The 26,394-nt window shown below is 51.5% G+C and carries 26 protein-coding genes and 2 pseudogenes; 10 read left to right on the plus strand and 18 right to left on the minus strand.

The window, feature by feature from the left end:
- The first annotated feature begins 38 nt into the window (after positions 1–38).
- A complete protein-coding gene (locus tag VH86_RS08150; RefSeq protein WP_045832525.1) occupies positions 39–935 on the plus strand; it encodes an ABC transporter six-transmembrane domain-containing protein in 897 nt (298 codons plus the stop codon).
- 3 nt (positions 936–938) lie between these two features.
- Here the strand turns inward: VH86_RS08150 and VH86_RS08155 are convergent, their stop codons facing one another.
- The gene (locus VH86_RS08155) at positions 939–1,727 is read right to left on the minus strand and encodes an MBL fold metallo-hydrolase (RefSeq protein WP_045832526.1); all 789 of its coding nucleotides are present in this window, start codon (positions 1,725–1,727) and stop codon (positions 939–941) included.
- Positions 1,728–1,814: 87 nt separating this feature from the next.
- On the opposite strand from VH86_RS08155, the gene VH86_RS08160 reads away from it, so the two are divergent.
- Positions 1,815–2,855 carry a DUF2157 domain-containing protein gene (locus VH86_RS08160; protein WP_045832527.1) on the plus strand — a complete coding sequence of 347 codons (1,041 nt, stop codon included), beginning with the start codon at positions 1,815–1,817 and terminating at the stop codon, positions 2,853–2,855.
- An 89-nt stretch (positions 2,856–2,944) separates the two neighbouring features.
- Here the strand turns inward: VH86_RS08160 and VH86_RS08165 are convergent, their stop codons facing one another.
- Positions 2,945–3,277: a gamma-glutamylcyclotransferase family protein gene (locus VH86_RS08165; protein ID WP_045832561.1), complete on the minus strand. Its 333-nt coding sequence runs from the start codon at positions 3,275–3,277 to the stop codon at positions 2,945–2,947.
- Here VH86_RS08165 and VH86_RS08170 point away from each other — a divergent pair.
- Positions 3,252–4,454 (plus strand): MBL fold metallo-hydrolase, encoded by a 1,203-nt coding sequence (locus VH86_RS08170; protein ID WP_231647165.1) that lies wholly within the window; start codon positions 3,252–3,254, stop codon positions 4,452–4,454. The two genes, VH86_RS08165 and VH86_RS08170, sit on opposite strands and share 26 nt — an antisense overlap.
- Before the next feature lie 70 nt (positions 4,455–4,524).
- Here the strand turns inward: VH86_RS08170 and VH86_RS08175 are convergent, their stop codons facing one another.
- The 10 genes from VH86_RS08175 to VH86_RS08220 form a co-directional block, all read right to left on the minus strand.
- Positions 4,525–5,073 (minus strand): RNA polymerase sigma factor, encoded by a 549-nt coding sequence (locus VH86_RS08175; RefSeq protein WP_045832528.1) that lies wholly within the window; start codon positions 5,071–5,073, stop codon positions 4,525–4,527.
- A gap of 5 nt (positions 5,074–5,078) precedes the next feature.
- The gene (locus tag VH86_RS08180) at positions 5,079–5,513 is read right to left on the minus strand and encodes a hypothetical protein (RefSeq protein ID WP_045832529.1); all 435 of its coding nucleotides are present in this window, start codon (positions 5,511–5,513) and stop codon (positions 5,079–5,081) included.
- Positions 5,514–5,732: 219 nt separating this feature from the next.
- On the minus strand, positions 5,733–7,019 hold the full coding sequence (locus VH86_RS08185) for an MmgE/PrpD family protein (RefSeq protein ID WP_045832530.1): 1,287 nt from the start codon (positions 7,017–7,019) through the stop codon (positions 5,733–5,735).
- Between the two features lie 78 nt (positions 7,020–7,097).
- Positions 7,098–7,862, minus strand: coding sequence for an ABC transporter ATP-binding protein (locus VH86_RS08190; RefSeq protein ID WP_045832531.1), 765 nt, complete (start codon positions 7,860–7,862; stop codon positions 7,098–7,100).
- Positions 7,859–8,722, minus strand: a complete 864-nt coding sequence (locus VH86_RS08195) for an ABC transporter ATP-binding protein (RefSeq protein ID WP_045832532.1) — start codon at positions 8,720–8,722, stop codon at positions 7,859–7,861. The genes VH86_RS08190 and VH86_RS08195 overlap by 4 nt, the downstream gene beginning before the upstream one ends.
- Positions 8,715–9,650, minus strand: coding sequence for an ABC transporter permease (locus tag VH86_RS08200; RefSeq protein WP_045832533.1), 936 nt, complete (start codon positions 9,648–9,650; stop codon positions 8,715–8,717). Before VH86_RS08200 ends, VH86_RS08195 begins: the two co-directional genes overlap by 8 nt.
- On the minus strand, positions 9,647–10,717 hold the full coding sequence (locus VH86_RS08205; protein WP_156150572.1) for an ABC transporter permease: 1,071 nt from the start codon (positions 10,715–10,717) through the stop codon (positions 9,647–9,649). Before VH86_RS08205 ends, VH86_RS08200 begins: the two co-directional genes overlap by 4 nt.
- Positions 10,718–10,729: 12 nt before the next feature.
- Positions 10,730–12,322 (minus strand): ABC transporter substrate-binding protein, encoded by a 1,593-nt coding sequence (locus tag VH86_RS08210; protein ID WP_045832534.1) that lies wholly within the window; start codon positions 12,320–12,322, stop codon positions 10,730–10,732.
- Positions 12,323–12,339: 17 nt separating this feature from the next.
- Positions 12,340–13,767: a M20 family metallopeptidase gene (locus VH86_RS08215; protein ID WP_045832535.1), complete on the minus strand. Its 1,428-nt coding sequence runs from the start codon at positions 13,765–13,767 to the stop codon at positions 12,340–12,342.
- A gap of 121 nt (positions 13,768–13,888) precedes the next feature.
- On the minus strand, positions 13,889–14,803 hold the full coding sequence (locus VH86_RS08220) for a LysR family transcriptional regulator (protein WP_045832564.1): 915 nt from the start codon (positions 14,801–14,803) through the stop codon (positions 13,889–13,891).
- Between the two features lie 259 nt (positions 14,804–15,062).
- On the opposite strand from VH86_RS08220, the gene VH86_RS08225 reads away from it, so the two are divergent.
- Complete coding sequence (locus tag VH86_RS08225) at positions 15,063–15,635, plus strand: flavin reductase family protein (protein WP_034830113.1); 573 nt, start codon at positions 15,063–15,065, stop codon at positions 15,633–15,635.
- Between the two features lie 14 nt (positions 15,636–15,649).
- On the opposite strand, the gene VH86_RS08230 is transcribed toward VH86_RS08225, so the two are convergent.
- A complete protein-coding gene (locus VH86_RS08230; protein WP_045832536.1) occupies positions 15,650–16,093 on the minus strand; it encodes a DUF4174 domain-containing protein in 444 nt (147 codons plus the stop codon).
- A 306-nt stretch (positions 16,094–16,399) separates the two neighbouring features.
- Between VH86_RS08230 and vapB the strand changes: the two genes are divergently transcribed.
- Positions 16,400–16,630, plus strand: coding sequence for a type II toxin-antitoxin system VapB family antitoxin (vapB, locus tag VH86_RS08235; protein ID WP_045832537.1), 231 nt, complete (start codon positions 16,400–16,402; stop codon positions 16,628–16,630).
- Positions 16,627–17,043 carry a type II toxin-antitoxin system VapC family toxin gene (locus VH86_RS08240; RefSeq protein WP_045832538.1) on the plus strand — a complete coding sequence of 139 codons (417 nt, stop codon included), beginning with the start codon at positions 16,627–16,629 and terminating at the stop codon, positions 17,041–17,043. The genes vapB and VH86_RS08240 overlap by 4 nt, the downstream gene beginning before the upstream one ends.
- Before the next feature lie 54 nt (positions 17,044–17,097).
- On the opposite strand, the pseudogene VH86_RS08245 reads toward VH86_RS08240, so the two are convergent.
- A pseudogene (locus VH86_RS08245) lies at positions 17,098–17,346 on the minus strand (helix-turn-helix domain-containing protein); the annotation flags it as partial.
- Between the two features lie 361 nt (positions 17,347–17,707).
- Here VH86_RS08245 and VH86_RS08250 point away from each other — a divergent pair.
- Complete coding sequence (locus VH86_RS08250) at positions 17,708–19,192, plus strand: GGDEF domain-containing protein (protein WP_045832540.1); 1,485 nt, start codon at positions 17,708–17,710, stop codon at positions 19,190–19,192.
- Positions 19,193–19,209: 17 nt separating this feature from the next.
- Here the strand turns inward: VH86_RS08250 and VH86_RS08255 are convergent, their stop codons facing one another.
- On the minus strand, positions 19,210–20,604 hold the full coding sequence (locus VH86_RS08255; RefSeq protein WP_045832541.1) for a Xaa-Pro peptidase family protein: 1,395 nt from the start codon (positions 20,602–20,604) through the stop codon (positions 19,210–19,212).
- Between the two features lie 293 nt (positions 20,605–20,897).
- Here VH86_RS08255 and VH86_RS08260 point away from each other — a divergent pair, with 293 nt between their 5' ends.
- The 3 genes and pseudogenes from VH86_RS08260 to VH86_RS25020 all read left to right on the plus strand — a co-directional run.
- A complete protein-coding gene (locus VH86_RS08260) occupies positions 20,898–21,890 on the plus strand; it encodes a sugar phosphate isomerase/epimerase (RefSeq protein ID WP_045832542.1) in 993 nt (330 codons plus the stop codon).
- Positions 21,891–22,515: 625 nt separating this feature from the next.
- The gene (locus VH86_RS08265) at positions 22,516–23,439 is read left to right on the plus strand and encodes a substrate-binding domain-containing protein (protein ID WP_045832543.1); all 924 of its coding nucleotides are present in this window, start codon (positions 22,516–22,518) and stop codon (positions 23,437–23,439) included.
- A gap of 286 nt (positions 23,440–23,725) precedes the next feature.
- A pseudogene (locus VH86_RS25020) lies at positions 23,726–23,917 on the plus strand (creatininase family protein); the annotation flags it as partial.
- Positions 23,918–24,014: 97 nt separating this feature from the next.
- On the opposite strand, the gene VH86_RS08275 reads toward VH86_RS25020, so the two are convergent.
- The 3 genes from VH86_RS08275 to VH86_RS08285 form a co-directional block, all read right to left on the minus strand.
- Entirely contained in the window at positions 24,015–25,253 is a 1,239-nt protein-coding gene (locus tag VH86_RS08275; protein WP_045832545.1) for an aromatic amino acid transporter, read from the minus strand.
- A gap of 129 nt (positions 25,254–25,382) precedes the next feature.
- Positions 25,383–26,153 (minus strand): hypothetical protein, encoded by a 771-nt coding sequence (locus tag VH86_RS08280; RefSeq protein ID WP_045832546.1) that lies wholly within the window; start codon positions 26,151–26,153, stop codon positions 25,383–25,385.
- A 9-nt stretch (positions 26,154–26,162) separates the two neighbouring features.
- Positions 26,163–26,357, minus strand: coding sequence for a hypothetical protein (locus VH86_RS08285; protein ID WP_045815529.1), 195 nt, complete (start codon positions 26,355–26,357; stop codon positions 26,163–26,165).
- Positions 26,358–26,394: the final 37 nt, after the last annotated feature.

Here is a 26,394-nt window from a genome sequence, read left to right on the forward strand (position 1 = left end):
TGAGCAATCGCTCAAAAGCTCAATTTGAACCTAATCTTATGCAAATCATACCTGAAAACCTCGAAAACGTGGCGTCACACAGCGCCCTCAATACCCTGAAAGTGTTGGCAAAACGAAACAAGAAAAAACTACTTCTGACGCTCATGCTGGTCATCGCTGAAAATGTGGTTTATCTGCTTTATCCACTACTGGCGGGGTTCGCGATTAACGCCATCATGCACGGCCATGCACTACATGGTCTTTTCTATGCCGGGTTGGTATTGGTGATGTGGATGATTGGTGCCGCACGTCGCACCATGGATACGCGCACTTTTGCGCGGATCTACGCAGGTCTTGCAGTGCCTGTGATCCTTGCGCAGCGCGAAGAGGCGCATAGTCATTCTGCCATTGCTGCCAGGGTGACACTGTCACGACAATTCGTTGATTTTTTCGAAACACACCTGCCTATGCTGATCACCTCTACCGCATCCATGTGTGGTGCAGTGGTGATGTTGTTGACCATCGAACCCTGGGCGGGCTTAGTTTGCCTGACAATTTTGGTGCTGTTCGCTAGCTTTCTGCCGCATTACACGCGCACCAACGAAGCGTTAATTGCGCGTATGAACGACCGGCTTGAACGGGAAGTGGGCTTTGTTAACAGTGCTGGAGAACAGAAACTGCATCGGCATTATCATTTCCTGGCACGGGTGCGCATCCGTCTGTCCGACCGTGAAGCGATGAGTTACTTGTCGATTGGTGTTGCCTCAGCACTGCTGTTTGGCATTACGATTACGGTGATGGCGCTAAAAGGCGGAATGAGCGCAGGGCACATTTATTCCGTGATGACCTATTTATGGATGTTTGCCATGAGTCTTGATGATGGCCCGGCATTGCTTGAAAAGTATTCACAGCTCAAAGAGATTGGCAAACGCGTCAATACCGGATTAGCGAAATAAACTTCATCGCAGGCAGTCGAGATAACGCGCCGCTGCCTGCCTGACAATCTGCTGAGCATCCTGGGTAATTTCTCGTCCGGCAAAAGCGCCATAGATTTGTGAGAAACTCACCTTATCGAGGCGGTGAACCAGTGTGCTCAGGGTAGAGGCTGAGAGCGGTAACATATTGGGATAACTCCACATAAAGGAAACCGTATTGGCGCCTGGTGCCACCTGCACAATATCGCCACTCAGCAATATGCCACCACGCTCTGCCCAGTGAAGTACCGACCCGCCTGCGAAATGCCCACCCAGCCGCAACAGTTTAACCTCCGGTATGATATCCAGTTCGTCGCCTTGCCAGCACTGAATATACGGGCTTTGACGCATAATCCATTGCCGATCATCCGCATGCAAATATACCGGTGCATTAAACGTTGCTGCCCAATCCTGCATCGTACTGTAATAGTGAGGATGTGAAATCGCGATAGCGTCAATACCGCCTAAAGCCTGAATCAAGGTTTCTGTTGCAGAGTCTAAGTTGGCAATACAATCCCACAGAATATTGCCATGCGCGGTTTGTAATAAAAATGCACGCTGATTGATGGCAAAAGCAGGTACGGTTTGTAAGCTGAATAATCCTGGCTGATGTTGCTGCCATTTATTTTGGTGGGTAGCGCACAAATCAGAGAGTGCCAGCCAATGCTGCCCACTCACCGGCACAAATTGGCGATCGTCTTCGCAAATCTTACAATGCCTGATGCTTGCATCATCTTCGTAGGAGGTGCTACAAGCGGTGCAAAGTTTAATCATCTCAATACTCCATCATGCGGTTTGTATTAATTTTAGCCTGGCGTGATACGTGCTAATGTGCGGCAACCACCACAGCAGGGAAGAGATATGCGCGTCACACGTAAGCAGGAAAAGATTATTCGTCAGGCGCTGGCACAATGGCAGCAGGAAAGGGCGATCACTGATGAGGATCATCAGCGTTTAGCCGGAACCTTAACGCGTGTGGTGTTCGATTGGCGCAGACTGAGCCAATATGCGTTTTGGACCGCATTAGCCTGTATCGTTATTGCCTTCGGCAGTCTCTTCTCTGACAGCGATTTACTGGCCCAAATCCTCGCATGGTTTGCCTATTCCTCAGTAGCACGTATCGGACTTCCCCTTTTCTTAGCCATCGTGTTTTTTGGTTGGGGATTCACTCTTCAACAGCAGGAAAAACAGTGGCATTACAGTACTGAAGCCATATTGTTTCTTGGCGTGCTCAGCTCCGCCATTGCACTTTGGCAAATTGGCGAAATGCTGGATAACGGCAGTGGCAATATTGCACCGCTGTTTCTTGCAGGATCGGTGCTGTATGGCATGATCGGTTATTTTGGGCGTTCAGGTTTGGTGTGGCTTTTCTTTCTGCTCTCGCTCGCTAACGCGTTCGGCGCCGAAACCGGTTATATGTCTGGCTGGGGCGCGTATTGGTTAGGCATGAATTACCCGATTCGTTTTATTTTCTTTGGTGCGGGTTTACTGCTGTTGTGCTTCTTGTTGCAACCTATGTTGATTAAACGTCATTTGTTTACCGTCAGCAAAGTCATGGGTCTGACCTGTCTGTTTATCGCTTTATGGATTATGTCGATTTTTGGCAATTATGATATCGACAATTGGTACGACACCAGCCGCTTGGCGCTGCTGCCTTGGGCACTGTTGTTCGCATTGGCATCGGGAGTTTGTATCGGTATTGGATTAAAAACCGATGACAGCATGCTGCGCCGTTTCGGCATCACATTTCTGGCGATTAATTTGTATACCCGTTATTTCGAATATTTCTGGGATGGTTTACACAAGGTTGTTTTCTTCCTGGTGCTCGCAGCCTCACTCGCACTGATAGGCCGTTATGCAGAGAAAATCTGGCATCTCGGAGAGCGTGAGCTGAGTGAATAATCAGATAACCAATGCTGAATAGGTTATTTCTTCCTTAAAAGGGTCACCGCCATAATTTGTGGAGTTAGGTTGGAAAAGAAGAGGGCAGATCAACGCTGCTGTGGCTGCAACTGATAAATCCACGCCGTGACTTTCTCGCCTTCGAGGGTGGTGACTTCGACATCCACTCGATCATAACCGTCCTCGAACGCGTCCAGCATTGGCCAATGTGACGTGAGGTTATCAGAGAAGAACAGTGAACCTGTGACACGACCGGCGTTGTTGTCCAATACGATGCCGGGAAAATCTGCTGCAGCCCCCCAACCACGTTCGTAAAAGATGCCCTTCACTGTACCGGCCAGCCACTCACCACCGATATCTTCGAGAATATGGGCATTGGAGTGACCAGGTTGTAAGGTGCCATACACAAATAAAGGTTTCATTTTCCCTCGCAAAATCAATCAAAAGAGAAACTTTAACCTTCGAGAGTGCAAATGTCATCTCAAGGAGAATATTCAAAACCAGACCGCCAGTTATGCCATATATGATTCACTAAAAACCGCTATTCTGAAGCACCCAACACGGCCAGGTAAAAGATCAATGTTGAATTGTTCAAGCATTTCCCGCGCTGCCATCAAGGGCTATCCGCAATCCGCGCAGTTTGATGGCAAGCGTTTCACCAATGTTGCGCCACGTCAGCCCTTGAAGTTCGGTGAATATTTAAAGATGTTCTGGGATTTGGCGTTCAATAAACCGAAAGAGACCGTACCGCAGCAGCCATTACCTGTGCAGCCGATCACGGCCGAGACACTTGCTGCGGCAGCTGATAACAGTGTGTTTCGTCTGGGGCATTCATCGCTGCTGCTTAAATTGAACGGCAAATATTGGCTTACTGACCCGGTATTTAACTTGCGGGCGTCTCCCTTTCAGTGGCTCGGACCAAAGCGTTTTCAGGCTGCACCCATCGAGCTGAGCGATTTACCGCCTATTGAGGGCATTATTTTATCCCATGATCATTATGACCATCTGGATTACCAGACGATCATGCAGTTGAAAGATCATGTGCGCTATTTCCTCGCACCGCTGGGCGTCGGCGATTTACTGGCCAAGTGGGGCGTTGCTGAAGAAAAGATTACGCAATTGGATTGGTGGCAATCTACCGATGTGGGTGAAATTCATTTTGTCGCTACGCCGTCGCAGCATTTTTCTGGGCGGGGCTTATTTGATGGCAATAAACGTTTGTGGTGCTCCTGGAGCATTATTACGGATGAGTTTCGTCTATTCTTTGGCGGGGATTCCGGTTATTTCACCGGTTTCAAAGAGATCGGCAACAAATACGGTCCTTTTGATGTTGCTTGCCTGGAAAATGGAGCCTACGACAGTCGCTGGGCGGATATTCATATGTTGCCAACGGATACCATCCGGGCGTTTCAGGATTTAAAGGGCAAATGGTTAATGCCCATTCATAACGCAGCCTTCGATCTGGCTTTCCATCACTGGGATGATCCCTTCAGGCAAATAGCCGCACTGGCGCGTGATCAAAAAATTAAATTGTCACTGCCAGTGATTGGGCAAGCGGTGAATATCCTGGCGCCGCAGGAAGAGGCCGTTTGGTGGTAATCTGAGCGGGCTGGCTGCTATTTGCTGGAAAATAGCAGCCATGCTCGTTCAACATCCGAAATAAACATGATTACTCAGCGGTGAGTTCATCATAAAGATTGCGCAATCGTGTACGCAGGGAAAGCACCGCTTTGTGTTTGCGTGATAACAGTGCCTGGACACTGATGCCGCTCTCTTCAGACAGCTCGTTGTAGCTGTAACCCAGCAACTCCGTTTTTTCGAACACCTCGCGCTGAGCAGGGGGCAGTTCCGCTAAGGCTTCCTCCAGCTCTTCCCATAACAGCGCTTTGAGATACTCATCTTCCGGCGTTTCCGGCACGCCAAATAGCGTTTCAGCTAGCTCATCTTCGGGAAAATCCGCCTCCTCATCGCCGTTCAACAGATCGGCTAGCGGCAGTTCACGCTTCTTTCGCGCCCGGTCGGTCATTTCATTGCGTGCCGCACGGAATAACCAGGCCGCGACATTTTCCACCGGTTGCTCGACCTGCATGAGCTTGTAGGTCACTTCCTGCAGTATATCGTCGGCATCTTCACGTACCGAAGTGCGGCCGCGGATAAATGCGCTCAATTTTGCCCGACAGGCGTTCAACGCGGACATCAGCAGAGAATCCTGCGCCATGGCGTTTACTCTGCGTCTGGCGATTTAGCGGGAGCCTCGTCGGAGGGTGAGCGCGAATCATCGCGGCGGCCATGCCAGTCACAGCGATCGCGACGTCCACGGTGCGAACGTTCACGGCGATGTTGCATAAACTCTTCGCGCTGCTCTGGGGTCATCTGCATCCAGCGTTCGTGCATACGACGACGCGCCATACCGAACATGCCGGGGCGGAAACCTAAGCCACCAAACAGAATGCGGCACAATATCAGCAGCCCAAGCGCCTGCCAGAACCCAATCGCCTTCACGCCGATGATGGCAGGCAGCACGGCATTCCACAGCGACATCACCAGCAGCCCAAGTGCCGCGATAATCACCACGCCGAGCAACAGCGGTTTCATCATGCGATGACCACCAAAAGAGTGACCACGGTGATGTTGTCTGCGCATATCAAAATCTCTCATCGTTGTTATTCCTCATTACAGTAGCCGATATTGGCTCGTACTGAGGTAGACGAATGAGCGATGTGAATATTGCCAAAAAAGTGAAAATATTTTCCGAGCTTATAAATTTAGCGGTGATTCGGTGCCGCTCTGCAGATCCGATTCACCGCTGCACGAAATCGTTTTCTCCTGCGATGAAACGGAGCCATCCAGCGATGGCTGCTGCCCATAGTGTCAGGGTTAAATCATCAACTGACGTATAAACGTTAAATCAGCTTGCTGCGCTAATTCCCTTAGGCGCTGATAAAGCGATTCTGCCTGGGGTAGCGCTGCACAACAATCTAAGAACTTTGTCTGCCGATCATCGGTGCTGAATGGTTCGTCTAGCGCACCTCGTGCCCGCAATCTGGCGTGGACAATTTCCTGACCATCCCTGAAACGCAAGGTGAGGATATGCGGCAGATTTCTGTCTTCAGCCTCCTGTTCCGCTGTCCATGGCGCGAGGGTAATCATCGCCAACTGTTGTGCATCTGCCTGTTGTTTTACGCTGGCGGCGGTAAAGTCCTGCACGCTCAACGTGCCATTCCTGAGCATCATGGCAACGCAATATTGCATCGAGAAGCGCGCTTGCATTTCATCCTGCGGCTGGTGGTAGGCAAGATTGCGCCAGTTCGCGATCCCCACCTGGCAGTGCACGCTTTCGATGTCGTCAATCTTCAACACACGCTTTTGCTGGATATCGGCAATCGCATCGAGAATGCGGTGGGTTGAGCCGCAGCACGGATATTTTTTCGGCATCACACCGATTTGCTCAATGACATGCTGCTCAGCGCCGGGCAGCGAAGGTTGGCTTAACTGACCGGCATAGAGTTCCGCAAAACCCTGAGCGCACTCAATGATGTCGAGACGACCTTGCATGCCGGTTTGCGCCAGCGTAGCGGCTTCAACGGCATTGCGCGCCGCCATCCCGGCATGAAAAGGTTTCAGTGGCGTACCAAACTGGCCTTTTACGCCACTGGCCAGACTCACTGCGATACTCAGCGTACGGGCAATCCCTGCTGCATCCAGGCCGAGCAGGGCAGCAACGCCGGCTGCGCTGCCAATGCAGCCAACGGTGGAAGTGCCATGCCAGCCGGCAGTGTAATGCTGGTAGCCGATAGCTTCGCCAATAAAGGCTTGTGCCTGCAGACCAATTAAATAAGCGCGTATCAAAGATGTGCCGTCGCTGTTTTGCGCCACGGCCAGCAGTGCCGGCACCAGAACGGCCGAGGCGTGACTCATACCCGGTGCAAAGTTGTCGTCAAAGTCGATAGCGTGAGCGGCCGTGGCGTTGAATAGCGCATCAAGCGCCTGACTGCGGGGCAACTGTGGCCATGCCTGCTGCACCGCCTGGGTAGAAAAGTCGCTACGGCCAGCCACCATGCAACCCAACGTATCGGTGATGGCGTCAATCGCCAGTTCACGAGCACGAAGAGAAAAGGGCGGTGGATTGGCACACCACTGTGCCAGAGATTCAATGAGCGTCATGATGATGTCTCCCTATCCAATGCGGTAAATAGCGTGCGTAACATGGCAAAGCCTCATGGTTTTAAGTTGAGCACAGGTTCACGCCTCACTCGCCGCCAGAAACTCGCGGGTATAGATTTCCCGTGCTCCACCCTGACGCACGCTGTCCGCACTGAGTTCCTCCAGCAATTTGCCGTGATGCATGATGCCGATGCGACGGCACAGGTGTGTCACGACCGCCAAATCATGCGTCACCATTAAATAAGTGAGGCTGCGCTGCCGTTGCATGCTGCTGAGTAAATTGAGGATTTCCGCCTGGACTGAAACGTCCAGTGCTGAGGTCGGCTCATCCAGTAACAGCACGGAAGGTTCCAGGATGAGGGCCCGCGCGATGGCCACACGCTGACGTTGACCACCAGAAAGTTGATGGGGATAACGATAACGGAAGGCATCGGACAGTCCGACTGCGTGCAGCACATCGCTGATGCGTGCTTCATGGTGATCCATGGCATGCATCTTCAGCGGTTCACGCAGACTGGCCCACACCATTTTTCGCGGATGGAGCGAGGCGTAAGGGTCCTGAAACACCATTTGCACCTGGCGATAAAAGGCTTTATCACGCTGCGGTTGCTGTTCACGATTATTGAACAGGATATGGCCCTGATAATCGTGATTCAGACCAGCCAGCGCGCGCAAAATAGTGGATTTTCCACACCCCGATTCACCAATCAGGCCATAACACTCTCCTTGTGCCAGCGTCAGGCTTACGTTATCAACCACCTGCCGCCGATGTGCTCCCTGACCGAATGCAATACTGACATCTACCATTTCGATGCTGCGTTGTGCGGTTGGAATGGGATTCATAATGCGACTCCATCACGAAAACAGGGGCCGGTGAGCCAACTGGCATCTCGGGTCGGCACACGCAGCGTATCAAGGGGATGATGCAGACGTGGCTGACTGGCAAGTAATGCCTGCGTGTAAGGATGCTGTGCCTGTTCCAGACGATCGGCACGAATCTCTTCGACGATGCGCCCGGCGTACATCACCAGTACGCGATCGCAGAAACGAGAGACCAGATTAAGGTCGTGACTGATAAACAGCAGGCCGGTCTGACGGCGTGCCAGCTGTTCATTGAGGATGCTCAGCACCTGCTGGCGCACCGTCACGTCCAGTGCGGAGGTCGGTTCGTCGGCAATGATCAAATCCGGCTCAGGGATTAGCATCATAGCGATCATCACGCGCTGGCCCATACCGCCAGAAATCTCATGCGGATAGAGTCGCGCGACTTTTGCCACTTCGCGAATATGCACCGATTCCAGCATCGCTAATGCGCGCGCATTGGCTTCATTTTTGCTGACCCGGCGATGCAGTCTGAAGGCTTCCGCCACCTGATCGCCAATGCGCATCAGCGGATTAAGCGAGAAGCGAGGATCCTGTAGGATCATCGAAATACGATTTCCGCGAATCTGGCGCATCTGCTTTTCACTGCTGTTGAGCAGATCGATATCACCGAACTGCATCTGATCGGCGGTGACGTGACCGATTTTGGGCTTTAGCTGTAGTAACGCACGGCAGGTCTGTGATTTTCCCGAACCGGATTCACCGACAATCGCGACTTTCTCACGTCCGACATGGAAAGAGACGTCACGTACCGCGCGGTGCTCCCCGTGCGCGCTGCGAAACACGATATTAAGGTTTTTCACCTGTAGCAGATTATTCATGGCGGATATCCATTACGTCGCGCAGGCCATCACCCAGCAGGTTAAAGGCGAGACTGGTGAACAATATTGCTAATCCCGGGATGGCAGCGATCCAGCCATTGTTCAGCATGAACTCGCGGCCGGAAGCCAGCATTGCGCCCCATTCCGGACTGGGAGCTTGCGCGCCAAGCCCCAGGAAACCCAGTCCAGCGGCGGTAAGGATAATCGCCGCCATGTTAAGGGTGACGCGCACGACGACAGAAGGCAGGCACATGGGGATGATATGTCGCACGATGATGTGCCAGGCGGATGCCCCTTGTAAGCGCACCGCTGCGATGTAATCCATCTTACGGATTGCCAGAGTTTCGGCGCGTGCAAGGCGGGCAATCGGCGGCCAGGCGGAGAGAGAAATCGCGATGATCGCATTCTCGATGCCTGGCCCCAATGCCGCGACAAACGCCAGCGCCAGAATCAAACTGGGGAAGGCCAGGAAGATGTCTACCAGACGCATGAGCACCGTATCGACCCAACCGCCGAGATAACCCGCGCTGGTCCCGACCAGTAAGCCAATGGGTGTGATAATCAACGCGGTTAAGCCCGCGATATACAGCGTGATTCGCGCGCCATACAGCAGACGGCTGTAAATATCTCGACCCAATTCGTCGGTGCCCAGCCAGTGCTCAGCAGAAAACGGTTGCAGGCGGAAGGCGAGGTTTTGGGCATAGATATCGTGAGTGGCTAACCAGGGCGCGAACACCGCCGCGCCAGCAATCATCAACAGTACCAGCAGACCAAAGAGTGCCGAGTGGTTAGCGCAGAAGCGTCGCCACTGAATCCATAACAGCTGCATGTGCGCCTGAAACGGTGACTGTGGCGCAGGATCGCGCAGCCAGGAGCGTAAGTTACGCGAAGGATTAACGCGCATCGATTTGTTGACGGAATCGGTCATGCTTCCTCCTGACGCGTACGCGGATCGAAAAGACGATAAAGCAGATCGCATAGCAGATTGATTGCGACAAAAATGGCGCCGATTAGCAATGTGCAGCCGACGACCGCATTCATATCGCCCGCCAGCAGTGCGTTGGTCAGGTAGCGGCCAAAGCCGGGCCAGGCAAATACGGTTTCGGTGAGTACTGCGCCTTCCAGCAGCCAGGCCCAGGAAAGGGCCACTACCGTCAGCGTGGGCACAGCGATATTACGGAATGCATGCACCCAAACACATCGCGCCCACGACAAACCTTTCACGCGAGCGGTAATGATGTACTCCTGCGACAGTTGTTCCAGCATGAAGCTACGCGTCATACGGCTGATGTAAGCCAGCGCGCTTAGGCCAAGAATCGATGCGGGCAAAATGATGTGACCAAACACGTTGCGGAACATTTCCCAGTTTCCGCTCAGCGCGCTGTCGATCAGCCAGAATCCCGTCACCGGATGTAAATCGAACTCGTAGATAAAATCGATGCGTCCTGGTCCGCCAATCCAGCCGAGCGTGGCGTAAAACAGCAGCAATCCCATCAGCCCAAGCCAGAAGTGCGGGGTGGAATAGCTGAGTAGCCCCACGAAGCGGATCAGATGATCGAACCAGGTGTTGCGGTACATTGCCGCCAGCACGCCAGCGGGAATACCGAAACCAACGCCAATAATGGCCGCCACGGTTGCCAGTTCCAGCGTAGCAGGGAAGACGCGCGCGATATCCTGCGCCACCGGATGGCTGGTGGTCAGAGCGATACCAAAATCGAGGTGCAGCAGTTGCCAGACGTAGTCGGCAAATTGGTGCCACAACGGTTGATCCAGCCCCAACTGATGAAACATCTTGTCGTAGGCTTCCTGACTGGCGTTATCCCCGATGATCGCGACCACTGGGTCGATAGGCAGTAAGCGACCAATAAAGAAGGTCAGGGCCGCCAACCCCAGTAGCGTGCAAACAATCGAGATGAGCCCACGAGCAAGGCGTCTTATCAGACGCCAGCCAGCGGAAGCGGTGTTGTGTGCAACGGGCATCATGACCTGTGACATCTGCCACCTCCGTTATTTACTTGCGGCACCGTACCAAACGCGAAAACCGTTCCAGGTCCAGTTTTTCACCGTGGGGCTTATTCCTGCGGTGTTGTACATCTGGAACATGATCGCCATAGGCCCTTTTTGCATCTGCTCTTTCTGCAGATCGCCATACAGTGCAGCGCGTTTGGTGTCATCCGGTTCTAACAGCGCGGTTTCCACTTTCTGATTCATCTGCGGATCGTAATAAGCGGCACGCCAGCTTGGATATTGCGTGGCACGTGCTTCTTTACGATTGTCAGGGTTATAAACCAGACGCGAGGCATTACCGTAGGCATCGGGCACAGAGGTTTGCCACGCCATCATGGCACTCTGGAATTCACGGCCGCGTACCCGACTGAACAACTGGGCGTTAGCCATGCGTTCCAGATTGAGTTTCACGCCGATTTTGGCGGCATTCTGCTGTACGCTTTGCGCGATTGGCGCCGAATGCGGCAGGGTGCCAAACAATACCGCGGTGCTAAAACCATTGGGATAACCGGCTTCCGTCAGCAACTGTTTGGCTTTATCCAGGTCGAGGTGGAAAGGCTGCCCCTGTTTGGCATCCAGCGCACCAAACGCCCCTTGTTGAACGAAACTGGCGCGCGGCACGCCGAGATAAGGCATCACGCTCTTCGCTAACCCGTCGTAATCGATCAGATATCGCATGGCGAGACGTACTTTTTCGTTCTTGAAAATGGGGTCTTCATTATTGAAGGTCCAGAAAAACAGCTGTGGCTTCAGGACTTTTTCCACTTTCACTTTGCCGCCCTGATCGAGCGTTTTCAGATCGTCAGCTGAGAGATCGCGAGCGATATCCACATCGCCCTGCGTCACCAGCAGACGCTGAGTGCCGGTTTCAGCCACATGACGAATCAGAATGCGCTTCAGTACCGGCGCTTTTCCCCAGTAGTTCGGGGTGGCCTGTAGCACCACACCTTCACCGGCATTCCAGCGCACCAGTTGATAAGGCCCAACACAGGCGGTATGAGTGGAAAGGTATTTATGTCCCAGATCGCCATCCACTGCCTGTTTTTCAACTTCTTTGCGGTTAAGCAGGGAAGAGACGTTATTGGCGGCAATCGCCTGGAGCACCAGATTGGTGGGGTAAGCTTTATCGAAACGCATCACCAGCGTTTTGTCATCAGGCGCGCTAATGCGTGAGTCGACATTATCTTTATCAAAGCCATATTCCTTGATAGCAGCCGCATTGCCGTAGCCCAGTTTCACTACGCGCTGCATCGACCACGCCAGGTCGCTGGCCGTTGCGGCTGAGCCATCCGCAAATTTCAGGTTGTCCTGCAGATGAAAGGTGATGGTCTTGCGATCGGCAGAGACATCCCAACTTTTGGCCAATGCAGGATCGAGCTGCGTTTCATCACTGACACGAAAATCAACCAGCGTGTCACAGGTGTTTGAATAGATTTCACTGGTGACCACTTCACCAATCTGCGCCGGATCCCAGGTGCTGATGGCATCAATGTTCCACGCCATCACTAAAGAATCGGCGGGTGTTGCGGCCTGTGCTGAAGCGCAGCAGGTCGCTGCCAGCGTCAATGCGGCAGTTAACATCTTGTTTTTCATCTATCTCTCCTGAGGCGTTACAGAGTTTCCGGGCGAGGCTGAATCGGTGGTTTCACCTCAGCTGGAATAGGGCAGTGATAGGGTTTTTCACTGACCTGCTCGAAATGGGCTTTCTTCATCTGCGCCATCAGTATTTTGTCGGTCAGCACGTCGACCGCCGTCGCGGCCATGACTTTAGCGACATGACCCAACGCTTTGTGTGCGGCTGGCATTTTGCCTTGCGCGGTCAGTTGCCATGAGTGACCAGGGGTTCCAATGGCCATGGTGGGTACGTGCGCCTGCACGGTCGGGATAACCCAACTGACATCGCCGACATCGGTGGAGCCAATCATGACCTCTCCGTGGGTATCGAGCGGAATGATGTAATCGCTGAGGGGTTTAGGATCGGCGGGTTTCACACCGGTTTTGCGGTAGCAGTTATCAATTTCTTCCGCTGTTAGCGTGGCCTGAATTTCAGCTGCAAAGGCGAGGTCGGCTTGATCAAATGGCACCGGACCAAGCGCTTCCAGATTCCGCTGCATCGCTTCTTCTAACGGACGATTGCCAAGCAGGTTGGATACCGCGCTCATGATGCTGATATCCACTTCGGTATCGGTCATGATGGCGGCACCCTGTGCCACGCGCTTGACCCGCTCATTCAGTTCAAACATCGCATGGACATCGCGCGAGCGAATAGCGTATCGCACGGTAGATTTTGCCTGTACCACATTGGGAGCCACACCACCGGCATCGAGGAAGGCGTAATGGATGCGAGAATCTTGCGGCACGTGTTCGCGCAGGAACTGTACGCCAACGTTCATCAATTCGGCGGCATCCAGCGCACTACGCCCAAGATGTGGAGAAGCCGCAGCGTGGGATGAGCGGCCACGGAAAGCGAAATCCATACGGGTATTAGCAAGAGAAAGAGGTTTTGCCACTTCATGATGCGCACTTGGATGCCAGGTGATGGCGACATCAACGCCATCGAATGCGCCAGCACGCGCCATAAAGGATTTGGCTGCACCGCCTTCTTCTGCCGGACAGCCATAATAGCGAACGCGGCCCGGTGTGCCGGTCTCTTCAAGCCAGGATTTCAACGCAGTAGCCGCCAGCATGGCAGCCGATCCTAGCAAGTTATGCCCGCAGCCGTGACCATGTCCGTTACCCGGCAGCGGAGAATAACGTGCCACGCCCGCTTCCTGACTCAATCCTGGTAAGGCATCATATTCTCCGAGGAAAGCGATGATGGGACCGCCTTCACCGGCTTCACCCATCACCGCAGTGGGGATGTCGGCCACGTCTTCTGTGACGCGGAATCCTTGCTGTTTTAGCATCGCAGTGTGTTCAGCCACCGAACGATACTCGGTATAGCAAATTTCCGGCATGCCCCAGACGCGATCGCTAAGTTCACAAAATACCCCTTGATATTCTTCTACCCACTTCCAGACTAACGCTTTGTTTTCCATGATAGTCCCCAGCTTGGTTGGTCAGGTTTTCGTCTCTCTGAAGACCCAGCATGGAGTAAATCATCAGCGTAAGGCCAATGAGCAATTCACACTCCCCATTCCAAAACGGCATAGTTTTGTGTCAGGCCGCATTAGCTGTCTCGCTGGCACACGCACGCAGCCACAGTTTTTCAGCCTGAGAATTTTGCAGAACCGGTTGACGATAGAGCCGAATCGCCAGCGACATATCCCAGCTGCTGTCATCGGCGCGCACTAAACTGCCGCTGGCCAGCTCTTCATGCACTAGACTGAGAGGCAACCACGCCACGCCGCCACCGGCCAGGACCATGGCTTTGAGATTCACCGACATACCATTTTCATATACCGCTTCAAGAGGAAGCGGGCGTTTACTGAGCATTTGCGCCAGCGCATGAGCAAAAAAGGTATGTTGTCCATAACTCAACCACGGAATCGGACCGCTATCCGCGCGCACCGGATAGAGTGGTTTGCCGCTGCTATCCGGGCGACATACGGCAATGGCACGCTCACGGCCCAGTTGCACCATGGGATACGCCGCCAGCTGATGTATCAGCGACACCGCATCATGCGCGTAAGTCAGTAGAAAATCGGTTTCACCGCTGTGTAAGGTGGAGATGTGCTCAGCGAAAGTCGGTTTTTGATTGCACAGGCGGATAAAGCTGAGATTGGGTTGCAGATTTAATCGCTGGATCCAGTCAGGAAAGAACGTCAGTGAAAGGGTGTTTAGCATCGCAAAACGTAATACCGCAGTGCGCGAACTGTAGCGCTGGTGCAGATCATTGCGCAGATGCGACATGGAAAATACCGTTTCGCTGGCGGTCGCGAGGAAGGTTTGTCCCTCTGGCGTGAGCGTTACCGGATAGGTTTTACGATCGAATAACGGCACACCCAGCCACTCTTCGAGTTGGCGAATGCGCCGACTGAGCGCAGATTGCGTGATATGTCGTTCGTCGGCGGCGCGGGTAAAGCTATAACAGCGTGCAACACTGAGAAAATCTTCAAACCATTTCAATTCCATAGCAAAGACCTCTTTGGATGAATGGGAAAGCAACGTCAGCGGTGGGAAACCTTTTGTTACACGCAAGAAACGCGCCAGGCTTAATGACTGCGGTACAGACGCTGACACAGCCATGACGCCGTATTAAACGCTTAAGATGGAGCAATGACTGCACTCGTGGGGTGCAGAGGATTTGCACAAGTGATGGCTGGAGATTGGCAAAGTCGAATTGACCAGGCGACAATAAAGGCCTTTGAAATTTAAGCGATGAAATGAATCTATGAATGCCCATATTGAATCTGTTGAGCTGGAAAAAGCCTATCGCCTGATCAACCATGGCCCAACCACACTGGTTTCCTCCCGCCATGATGGGATTGACAATGTGATGTCCGCATCCTGGGTCTGTGGATTAGAGTTCAAACCGGCAAAATTGACGGTTGTGCTGGATAAATCCACCTTCACGCGTAAATTGATTGAGCAAAGCCTGAAATTTGTTATACATGTCCCAACCGTCAGCCAGGCGCAGATGGTTCATTATCTCGGTACGCATTCCCGTGCTGAGCAGTCAGATAAGCTGGCCACAGCTGGCGTCGAGTTCTTCCAGTTACCTGAAAGTCATCTCCCTTTAGTGGCTGGCTGTGCGGCCTGGTTGTACTGCGAGTTGATACCTATCGAACAAAATCAGATCGACCACGATTTGTTCATCGGTGAAATCAAGGGTGCCTGGGCGGATAGCCGGGTGTTTAAAGAAGGGCGCTGGTTATTCGAGGACGCACCAGACGAGATGCGCAGTTTGCATTACATCGCCGGGAAACGTTTTTATAAAACGGGCTCACTACTAGATGTCGAGTAAACCCGTCTCATTCATTAATTGAGTTTGGCCTGACGCATGGGCATTTTATCGATAGTTGAGAGCAACACCTCAGTATTCAGAGGTGTTGTTTCACGTAGTTTCATTCCACCATCTTTTCCAACCAGCACCACTTCAAATCCTTTCGGATTGAGCTGTTTACGCAGAGTGCCATTGGCTGTTGGTGAGGTATCACTGAACACAATGATATCGCGATCGGCCAATTCCGCTTTCTGCTTCTCCAGCATCGCCATCTGCGTGACATAAGCAGGATCGGTTTTTGATGGGGCAAAAATTACCAACGGGCGATTGTGCCAGCGATATTGAGTGAGGTCTGAGACCTTCGGCGATAGAGGCTGGAACAGGGGCTCTTCAGCCGCACGAACGGTGTTAAGACTCATTATTGAACAAATGGTGAACAGCAGCAGTGGCGTTTTCAGCAGTAAATTCGTCTTCGACATGATGGTTTCCCCGACAGGTTAAAGATCGCGTACTACCAAGGTTAGCGGAACCCAGTGCCTGCGTAGGTTACTTCACGTTTCTTTACCCACAGATGAAAAATGAAAACAAGAAATGTCTTTCGTTTCGCTAATGTCACCCCGAACTTACGGCTTCGAATGTCACATTCTGTTGTTTTTCTGATGAAGAGAACAGGGCATATACATATGTGAAAGCTGAGCATATACTAAACATATGCTGAGTGATGAAGCTCAAAACATAATGCCGGTGACGACACCGTGTCGGAAGTCCGTTCGGGAGGATTAATCATGCGAACTGTTTCTGTATTTAAAAATGGCAATAACCGCGCCATTCGTTTGCCACGCGATATGGATTTTGAAGGGGTAAATGAGTTGGAGATTGTCCGGGAAGGTGACAGCATCATACTGCGTCCCGTACGGCCGACCTGGGGCTCATTTATGCAGCTTGAGAAAGCGGACCCGGATTTTATGATGGATCGCGGGGATGTTGTCAGTGATGAGGGAAGATTTGATCTGTGAACAAAACCTACATGCTGGATACTTGTATCTGTTCGTTTATTATGCGCGAGCAACCGGAGGACGTGATCAGACGGCTTGAACAAGCGGTGCTGCGCAACCATCGCATCGTAGTTTCGGCTATTACTTACGCAGAAATGCGTTTTGGCGCGATTGGAAAGAAAGCCTCGCCGCGTCATGGTCAACTGGTTGACGAATTCTGCGCCCGACTTGATGCAATTGTGCCCTGGGATCGGGCGGCGGTAGACGCCACCGCTGTAATTAAGGCCACCCTAAGCGCAGCCGGAACACCGATAGGCCCAAATGACACGGCTATTGCCGGTCATGCCATTGCGGCCGGCGTTATACTGGTAACAAATAATACCAGGGAATTTGCGCGGGTACCGGGTTTGGTGCTGGAAGACTGGGTGAAGTAAGCCGCTTATCAATCTCGGAACGTACCTGAAGCATTTCTACGGTAATTTGTGGACAAAACCCACGTAATTTTCACGTAGCAGCGTCAGTATGCGGTGGCGCAGAGCCTCTTCGATGCGATGCGTGCCGGGCTTTCCACGCCGTGCGTCGGTAAGACCGGCTGCACCAGACTCGCGGTAGCGGTTCATCAGCCGCTGAACCTGACGTTCGGTGAGATCCAGCTGAGAGGCAGCGTCGCGGCGACGCAGACGTTTTTCAATAACAGCCTGAATGACGGAAAGACGGTGAAGTTCTTTGTTCGACATGGTCACCAGCATTAGCAGAAACCTCCCAGAAAAGGTGGCAAACGCGCCGCATCTCCTTATCTAATTGGACCCTCAATAAAAGTGCGCATAATCATGATTATGTTAAATACGATAGATTAATGCGCACTCCATACCCTACTGGGGTTTTAGATACTCAGTTCTACGGCGCCAATTCTTGCTCATCAGATTTATTCCACAAATGCATAAAATTTTCTTTACTAAGCTTATGACAGTTACATGAATCCTGTAATATCCCTATTCACTCTGCCCACCTTTTCAGCATTCTCAAAGAGTATCAATGCGTAAAAGTGTCCTCTCAGATAGCACCCCTCATCTGCTAAAGACTTCTCTTGGAAGAAGTATGGCCGTATTTCTGCTTTCCATCAGTTTACTGGTGGTGGCTATTAATGCCTGGTCTCTTTGGCACTCCTGGCAGCAACACCTGACAGAGAAAGAAGAGGATGCCCGCAATCTCTCGCTCTCATTAGCGAAACAAGCTGAAGATGCCTTTTTACAAGTCGATATCACCCTCGCGGATGCTGTGCGCCAGTTACGTCAAAACGGCAACAGCTTTGCGGCAACGCCGCAGTTTCTGCATCAAATTAAAGACCAGCAAAGCAAGCTCCCTCAACTTCATGGACTGTTTGTTTACGATACCGAGGGACATTGGGTGGCTTCATCTGGCAACTTCACGCCGACCAACGCCAGTAACGCGGACCGCGATTATTTCGTCTGGCACCGGACACATCCCAGTCTGGATATCCATATCAGCCATGTCATTCGCAGTCGCTCTACCGGTGATCTGGTGATCCCTGTTTCGGTACGCCTCAATGATAATGCGGGGAATTTTGCTGGCGTTGCCCTTGCGACGGTCAAAGTAGATTATTTCCGGCAGTACTACAGCTACTACACGCTTGGCGATAAAGATGCGTTAGGATTGATCCTGGCGGATGCTACGGCTCTGTATATTCGCCCTTTCCCTGACTCTTATATTGGCCGAACCCTATCCGCCAGCCCGCTGTTTAAAACCGAATTGAAATCCGCTTCAAGCGGCAGTGCAACCTGGCGGTCTACTCTCGACGGTGTCGAACGCGTGTTCGGCTACGCTCGACTGGAGCGATATCCACTGATCGTGACGGCTGGCTATGACCGCGACCGGCTTCGTATGGAGTGGATGGCGGCCAACCTAACGAATGTTTTGCTCAACATTGTGCTGCTCTTAACCATCACCGGCATGGGCGTCTTTGTATTGCGACAGGTGGGCACCAACGTGCGCAATCAGATTGAGCTCACCCATGTTCGAGATGAACTGACCACCATTAACCATACGCTGCAATCCTTAGCGCTGGTCGATGGTTTGACCGGTCTGGCGAATCGCCGTCAGTTCGATGCTCTGCTGGAGCAGGCCCTGCTTCGTTCAGAAAAGCATGTTGAGCCGCTCTCGCTGGTGATGATCGATATCGATTATTTCAAACGCTATAACGATACCTACGGGCACGTTGCGGGTGATGAGTGTTTGCAGGATGTCGGCCTGGCGTTAAAGGATAGCGTGCATTATCAGGGCGATATCGTCGCACGTTACGGTGGTGAAGAGTTTGCGATTATCCTGCCTAATACCTCAGCATTTGATGCAAAAAAAGTGGCGGAGCGTGCGGTCAGATGTGTTGCAGAAACGGGTATTGCGCATGAAAGTTCAGAGATCCCCGCTGGCGTGGTGACCATCAGCGCCGGCTACAGCACGCTGACGTCAACAGGTAAAACGGGGGAAGCGGATCAGCTGAAACAGGACGCCGACAAGGCCCTTTATCTGGCAAAACGCAGCGGGCGTAATCAAATTAAGCCCTGATGCGCTAACAGTAAGCTCTATTTCTTCACGCTGAGAGACAGGTGTTTAGCGAGCAAAAACGGTCTTAAATAGCCAACAGCATTGGATAGCGGCAATACATCGGCATTGAGTTTAATACCGATTTCATCGCGCAGGTAATCACGTCGACGCGTAATTCGCTGCCAAAGTTGCGGATACGCTTCTGCGATCCTGGCCTGAAGTGATGAATCGGCCAACGCAACACACTCTTCTGCGCTGACACCGTTATAGCCCGGTACCGAGGGAATGATATCGATCTGCAATATCATGCCACTTTTCAACAGTTCGCCGGAATTTGGGTACACCGGCGATGACATCCACTCTTCATCAGCAACCAGATGGCCGGGATTGAGATGCCAGCCATATCGGGCTTTGGGCAATGCATCTTCGATCACGTTATAAAGCTCACCGCCAGACATCCCCACGCGGATATTTTCTAGCCAGGCTACCTGTGCAGAGAAGTAGGGTTTAGCGATTCGGTCTAGCCAATCTTTCTGAGCGTCAGGCAATTCTGCAGGACTGGCGATAACGAAAGCAGCTCTGCTGGACAAGCCTCCCTTAAATCCTGTGGTCAGCGACAAAGGATCGCCCTGCTGCAGCTTTTTGTATGTTGGATAAAGGTTAGCATGCTCGAAACGGACGCCGGTGGCAGCGATGGAGACCACCGTATTGTATTGGCCTTCCGCAGCCAGAAGCGCGCCCAAATCAATTTCCCGCACACCCACTTCCACCGCGTCCATCGCATTAAGAATACAGTTAGATGCCAGATTGGCCCCATACTCATAATGCGCGATTTCATTGGCGTTGTTGGTCACTCTTGCACCGCCAGCGCCGCTAATAAATAAGTGCGCTGCATTTAACAGCTCAGCCTCTTTTTTCAGCGTGCGTTGCACCGCATCAACAATAAACCACGGCAAATCAAAATAGGCGGAGCCATTGCCTGCGGCTGGGGTAAACATCTTCCATCCCACCAGGCCTACTTTACTTTTGTCACTCAAGCCGGCAGATGCCAGAAGCTTTTCAAGCGGTGTTTCATGATCCATTGGCTGGTTAGGCAGTGAAAACAACGGGCAGTGAAGCAACGTGACAGGTACGCGTGAAAAGCGAGCCAGTTTGAGATTCTCATTCCCGAGGATAACGGTACATTCTCCACTGGCATCAACGATTAACAGCCCCTCTTCGAAACGTGGGATGAACCCTGTTAAGTATTCGAAATTCCCGCCATGTTCCTTATCAGCATAAATCACCAGGGCATCAAAACCGCTATTGGCCATCCCCTGCAAAACCTTGTTTTTTCGTTCCAGCATGGTTTCGTCTGAAAGGAAAACGGGTTCAACCTGGGTAAATTTTGTCGGTGCTTTCGTTGGGCCAAGCTGAATTGACGGAGACATCATGATGAATGACCTCAGGTTAACGTATTGAATGTTGAAATTATGGGAAGCGGGTTGCCACCTGTTTAAGCAAGGTAGCACCTGCTGGTTTTAATTGTGTGCTGATAATGTCATGCCGGGTTGGCTGCTCACTTGCAGGCAAACAAATTTTGTGTGAAGCCACCCTCAATTTCTTCACTCAATGCTGGTTAAGCAAGAAGCACAAGGCGCAGAATGGAATATATAACCATATGTGAATATATATTCAGCATAGCATCAGAACGCTTCGGATTACCCTAATCAAAGGAGAATGTCTTATGAGTGGTTACACCTACCCGAAATTTGGTGCCGGTTTATGGCATTTTGCTAACTACATTGATCGTTATGCCGTCGACGGATATGGTCCGGCGCTGAGTACCTTAGACCAGATCAAACTGGCTGGCAGTGTAGAAGACTTATCGTATGTAGATGTGCCCTATCCCTTTACGGAAGGTGTTACCGTTGCGCAGGTAAAAGAAGCACTAGACCAGGCCGGACTTAAAGCGATTGGCGTGACGCCTGAAATCTATCTACGCCGCTTTTCGCGCGGTGCCTTTACCAACCCCGATCCCGCACTGCGCCAGCAGGCCTTCGATCTGATGCATGAAGCCGCCACAGTAGTCCGTGAGTTAGGGGCGAATTATGTGAAAATCTGGCCGGGACAAGATGGATGGGATTACCCCTTCCAGGTTGATCATAAAAATCTTTGGAAACTGGCGGTTGATGGCATGCGCGAACTGGCCAGTGCCAATCCTGATGTCAAATTCGCCATCGAATACAAACCGCGTGAACCACGTGTAAAAATGACCTGGGATTCTGCTGCTCGCACCTTGCTGGGCATTGAAGATATTGGACTCGCTAACGTCGGAGTACTGTTGGACTTTGGTCATGCGCTATTTGCCGGCGAATCACCAGCGGACTCAGCCCAGCTGATTATCGATCGTGGCAGACTGTTTGGGATGGACGTCAACGATAACTTACGTGGCTGGGATGACGATCTCGTCGTCGGCACAGTACACATGACGGAAATTTTTGAGTTCTTCTATGTACTCAAAATCAATAATTGGGATGGCGTGTGGCAGCTGGATCAGTTCCCCTTCCGTGAGGACCATGTTGAAGCCGCCAATCTGTCGATTCGTTTCCTTAAGCATATTTATCGTGCTCTCGATAAGTTGGATATTGCCGCATTACAAGCGGCGCAAAGTGAACAAAATCCACTCAAAGCCCAGAGAATCATTCAAAATGCGCTGTTAAGCAGTATTGAAGGCTAACTTACCGTGCCCGGCAATAATGTGCCGGCCAACTTCTTCGCTTCTGCGCTTCACCCTCAAAATCAATAAACACTACTTATCTGTAAACCTGCGAAAAACTTGAAGCGTTGCGACTGGAACAACGTAAAGTGGTTGAGTTGGGTATCCTCTTAGTGAGACACCAAGCCGTAAGCGATAACCTGGTGTTTATGTTTTATCTCAAGATCATGATTTACAACATCTTTGTCGAGAATTGACCACCATTTGGTGTTTTGTCTGGCGTTACATTCTTCATATTGCGCTCAGTGAACCGCTGGTCAGCGATAAACGACTCCGTGGCTTACTGACGCGCTTTTATTAAAACCTTACTGTATGTTGTAACTTAAAATGGAATAAGCAAAGCAGTCAATGGCAGATAAGTTTGCACCCGGTAGCATTTCTGATCTCTTATCGAGGACCTTTGCCCTCATTTTGTGATCCGGATGAAGGAATCGATTTTTACCGCGTTGACTAATTTCTCACCTCATCTGAAAGTAATGAGAAGCACCCAGGGACACAGCGAACAAATGCCCAGCACTATGTGTTGATTTGCATTAATTTGCACCCGGGTGCATATAAGTCCTATCCTCCCTACAGAGATATAAATATGAATATAATCAAAGCAATAATAATTGCCTGGGGTTTACTGAGTGTGTTTGCTGTGCAAGCCAAAACGTATATGGTGGGCGTTGCTCTGGCTAATCTGGACCTTAATTTTGTTTCAATCCTTCGCAGTCAAATGGAAACACAGTTGAAAGAAAAAGGACTAAATAGCCAGTTTGCCGATGCGAAAGGAGATGTTTCACTACAAATCCAGCAGGTTGATGATTTTATTAATCAGGGTGCTGACGCGATTATCGTGAACCCGGTGGACACGCAGGGTGTTATGCCTGTGATTGCAGCAGCGAAGAAAGCCAACATCCCGCTGATATTCGTCAACCGTAAACCTGAAGTGGCCCTGAGCGGTAAGATGGCTTACGTTGGCTCCGACTCTGCGTTAAGCGGGAAAATGGAGATTGAAGCGCTGGCAAAACGCATGAACAATCAAGGTAATATCGCCATCCTGATGGGGGCTCTCTCCACAGAAGAAGCGCGCCAGCGCACTAAAGCCGTTGAGGACTATGTCAGTGCTCATCCGGGGCTTAAAGTTATTCAGAAGCAGACTGCCAACTGGCAGCGCAATGAAGCCGTCGATAAAACCCTCTCCTGGTTGCAGGATGGCAACACCATAAACGCCATTGTTGCTAATAATGACGAGATGGCAATTGGTGCGATTATGGCACTGGATCAGTTGAAGAAGAGCGATGTGTTAGTGGCTGGCATTGATGGCACACCGGATGGTTTGCAGTTCATCAAGAATGGCAAAATGGCGGTGACTATTTTCCAGGATGCAAAGGGTCAGGCTATTGGCGCAGTCAATGTGGCAAGCGATATGCTGGCCGGCAACAAAACCGAAGCCTATAACTGGGTGCCCTATCAGACCGTAACGCGTGAAAATTACCAGGCGTACACTGACAAGAATCAAAAATGATGTCTAAGGCGGCCCACCGGGCCGCCGCAGATAACGGATATTGAAGGTACCATTTCAGAAAAAGTCAGCTCTGTCTTGAAGCTTGAACAGGACTTGCCTAAAGAGAGTACGTTCTATTTAAGGCGACAGCCGTTAATTTTCATAAAGCAAGATCCTGTAATGCATTCAGTCAGGTTTTGCAGAGCACCTTCAACCACCAATGCTTAAAAGGCAACGCTCAGTACGAATTTTGTTGCTTCCATTGCAGTAGCATCTCGCTATGTTGAGCTAAAAAATGGAGGTTAACATGGTAAAAACGTCTTCGCCCTGGTGGTGGGATCTTTCCACTCGGGAATTTAGTGAACTCGATATGGCAAACATGGTGGCTGTCTTACCGATTGGGGCCGTTGAGCAGCATGGTCCGCATCTGCCGGTACGCGTGGATGCCGCCATTAATGCGGGCATTATTCAACGCGCCGTTGAACTCATGCCCGACAACCTGGCGCGTTCACAACGTGCAGCCCAATCACTGGCCGCACGAACCGGCAATGATATGCCACGAGGCTGGCGTTCAATGGCATTTTAATGGTGTTAAATCAGGCGTTGCCGAAAGTGGGCAGCCATCCTAACCAACTAAGTAACCAGGCACCGATATTCAGTACACCGAAAATCATGACCAGCACGATCGAGAGCGTGGATCGCGACATCCCGGCAAAACACTGTTGTGCCTTCCTGGCCAGCATCGCCGGGATAATGACGGCCCAAAGGGTAGCAAACAATCCCGCGAAGCCAATTGCGGCGACAAAACCATGCGGCCAGAGCAGTGATGCAATCAACGGGGGCAGAAAGGTCAGACCGGCTGTTTTCAGACGTGCCAGCGGAGCGTTGCCCCAGCCTAGACGATCGGCAATGAAGTCAAACAGCCCCGCCGTCACGCCAAGAAAAGAGGCGATAACGGCAAAATGCGAAAAGACGGACATCATCAATGCCAGTGCACTGACATGGAGGTGGTCGCTCAACGCCGCCATCAGCGCGGCGATATCACCGCCCTGCTGTACGATTACGGGGAATGCGGCCCTCGGCAGATTACCCATGGTGCTGGTCAACCAGAACAGGTAAAGAGCGAGCGACATTAAGGTACCCAGCACCAGCGCTTGCGTGATTGACCGTTTGTTACCATCGTAATAACTCACCAGCCCAGTGATATTGCCGTGATAACCAAAAGACGCCAGGCAAAACGGTAATACGCCCAGTGCATAAGGCCAATAGTGCTCTCCCGCTGGCGCGACGCTGAATAACGAAGGCACGCTGACCTGCGTCAGCAAACCACCAAAGAGCAGGATCAGCAGCAGGATTTTCGCCATCACGCAGAACGTCATTAAGCGACTCACACCTGTCGTACCCAGCCACACTACGGCGGCCACGGCGAGCGTGAGTGCGATTTTTGCGCCGGCGGTGGAGAGCGGCAGCCCTGCCAGGTTGAGCGAGTGCTGATAAACCGGACCGCTGGCGGAGATATAGGCATAAGTCAGGATGCCCAGCACAAAGAGAATACTGAGACCGTTAAGCGTTGCCCAACCACGACCCAGCAGATCCTTCGTTAAGGTGTCATAACCCGAACCCTGTGGATAGTGCAGGCTGGTGCGCATAAATAGCAAACCTGATAGCAACATCGCGCCCCACGTCACCAGCAACAGCAGCAGCGCCCAGCTAAACCACGCACCGGCCATCATAATCGGCAAGGTGAACATGCCCGCGCCCACCACCGTACCGCAAATAATCATCGCCCCCCACCAAACGGAGGGTTGGCGCTGGCTCAAGGTTGAGTCCGTCATTATCAGAATCCCTGAAATATCAAAGGCGGCGATACTACACGGAAAGTGTCAAGAGGGAGAGGCAACGGGATCAGATCGTGACGCGCTGAGTGTCAGCGTAGGGTGACAGCGTCACTCGTGAGTAAGGTGCTAAGACCTTTTGTTGATGAATTCATCAAAACATTGGTAGGTGCTGGTATCAAACAATGAGAGGGTCTCAACCTCATCCATCGGTATTACATGTCTAAAATGTTGCAGGTTCAACCCTTTAGAGTCCGCGGTGATGCCCTTCTTCAGGTAAAGTTCGTAGTAACGGTGTTGCTCGTGATAATACAACGTATCTTTATCCCGGTAACCACTGATATAAGGGATGATAGACAGATGCTGGGTGAGACTGTGCTCTATACGAGGTGCGGCGACATAACCAATGTAAACTTTACGTGATTTAAGCGTCACGAATATCAACATATCCTCATCGATAGCCTGAACCAGCAGAGATTCAATCGCATCCATAGCAGCCATCTCACGATACGCGGCCTGACGGACGCGTTCGTCACGCAAGGATTTTTGTGCGGCATCACCCGCCCTCCAGGCAATAAAACACCCTGCACACATAGAGAGAAGGAAAAAGAGTGGATAGGAGAGTGCCGTATTATTCGTTAACCACGAATAGTAGTCTTTGATGCCATAGGTGGACACAAACAGATGGGGAATTGAAAAGATGAGGCTGACAACGACCAGGAACAGGTAAATAAATAGAATCAGGCAAAATCCCTGAATGACAAACTTGCAGCCATGCATGGCAACATAAAAATACGATGTCCAGCCATCGGTTCTGGCATGGCGTATGCGGGATTGATAATGATTTTCTGTAAACCAAAAGCCACAGACCAATACCACCATAATCACCAGCGGACCCATCGTTAATCCTTAACGTTTTGCGGCCAATTCCTTCATACGGGCCTGCATGGAATCGCGGACCTGCGGATTATTCATGTTTAACAACGCATTACCATTAGCATCAGTGATAATTTTACTGTCATTAGACTGCTCAATATCCTGCTGGTTGATTGATTGCATCAATCGTCCTGGCATGCTGAGAAAAAGCTCCAGAATCTTTGGCATATGATCTCCTGACTTCGCGAAGTTTAAACCGTCAACG

This window comes from Pantoea sp. BL1 (genome assembly GCF_000963985.1).
Lineage (GTDB): Bacteria > Pseudomonadota > Gammaproteobacteria > Enterobacterales > Enterobacteriaceae > Pantoea > Pantoea rwandensis_B.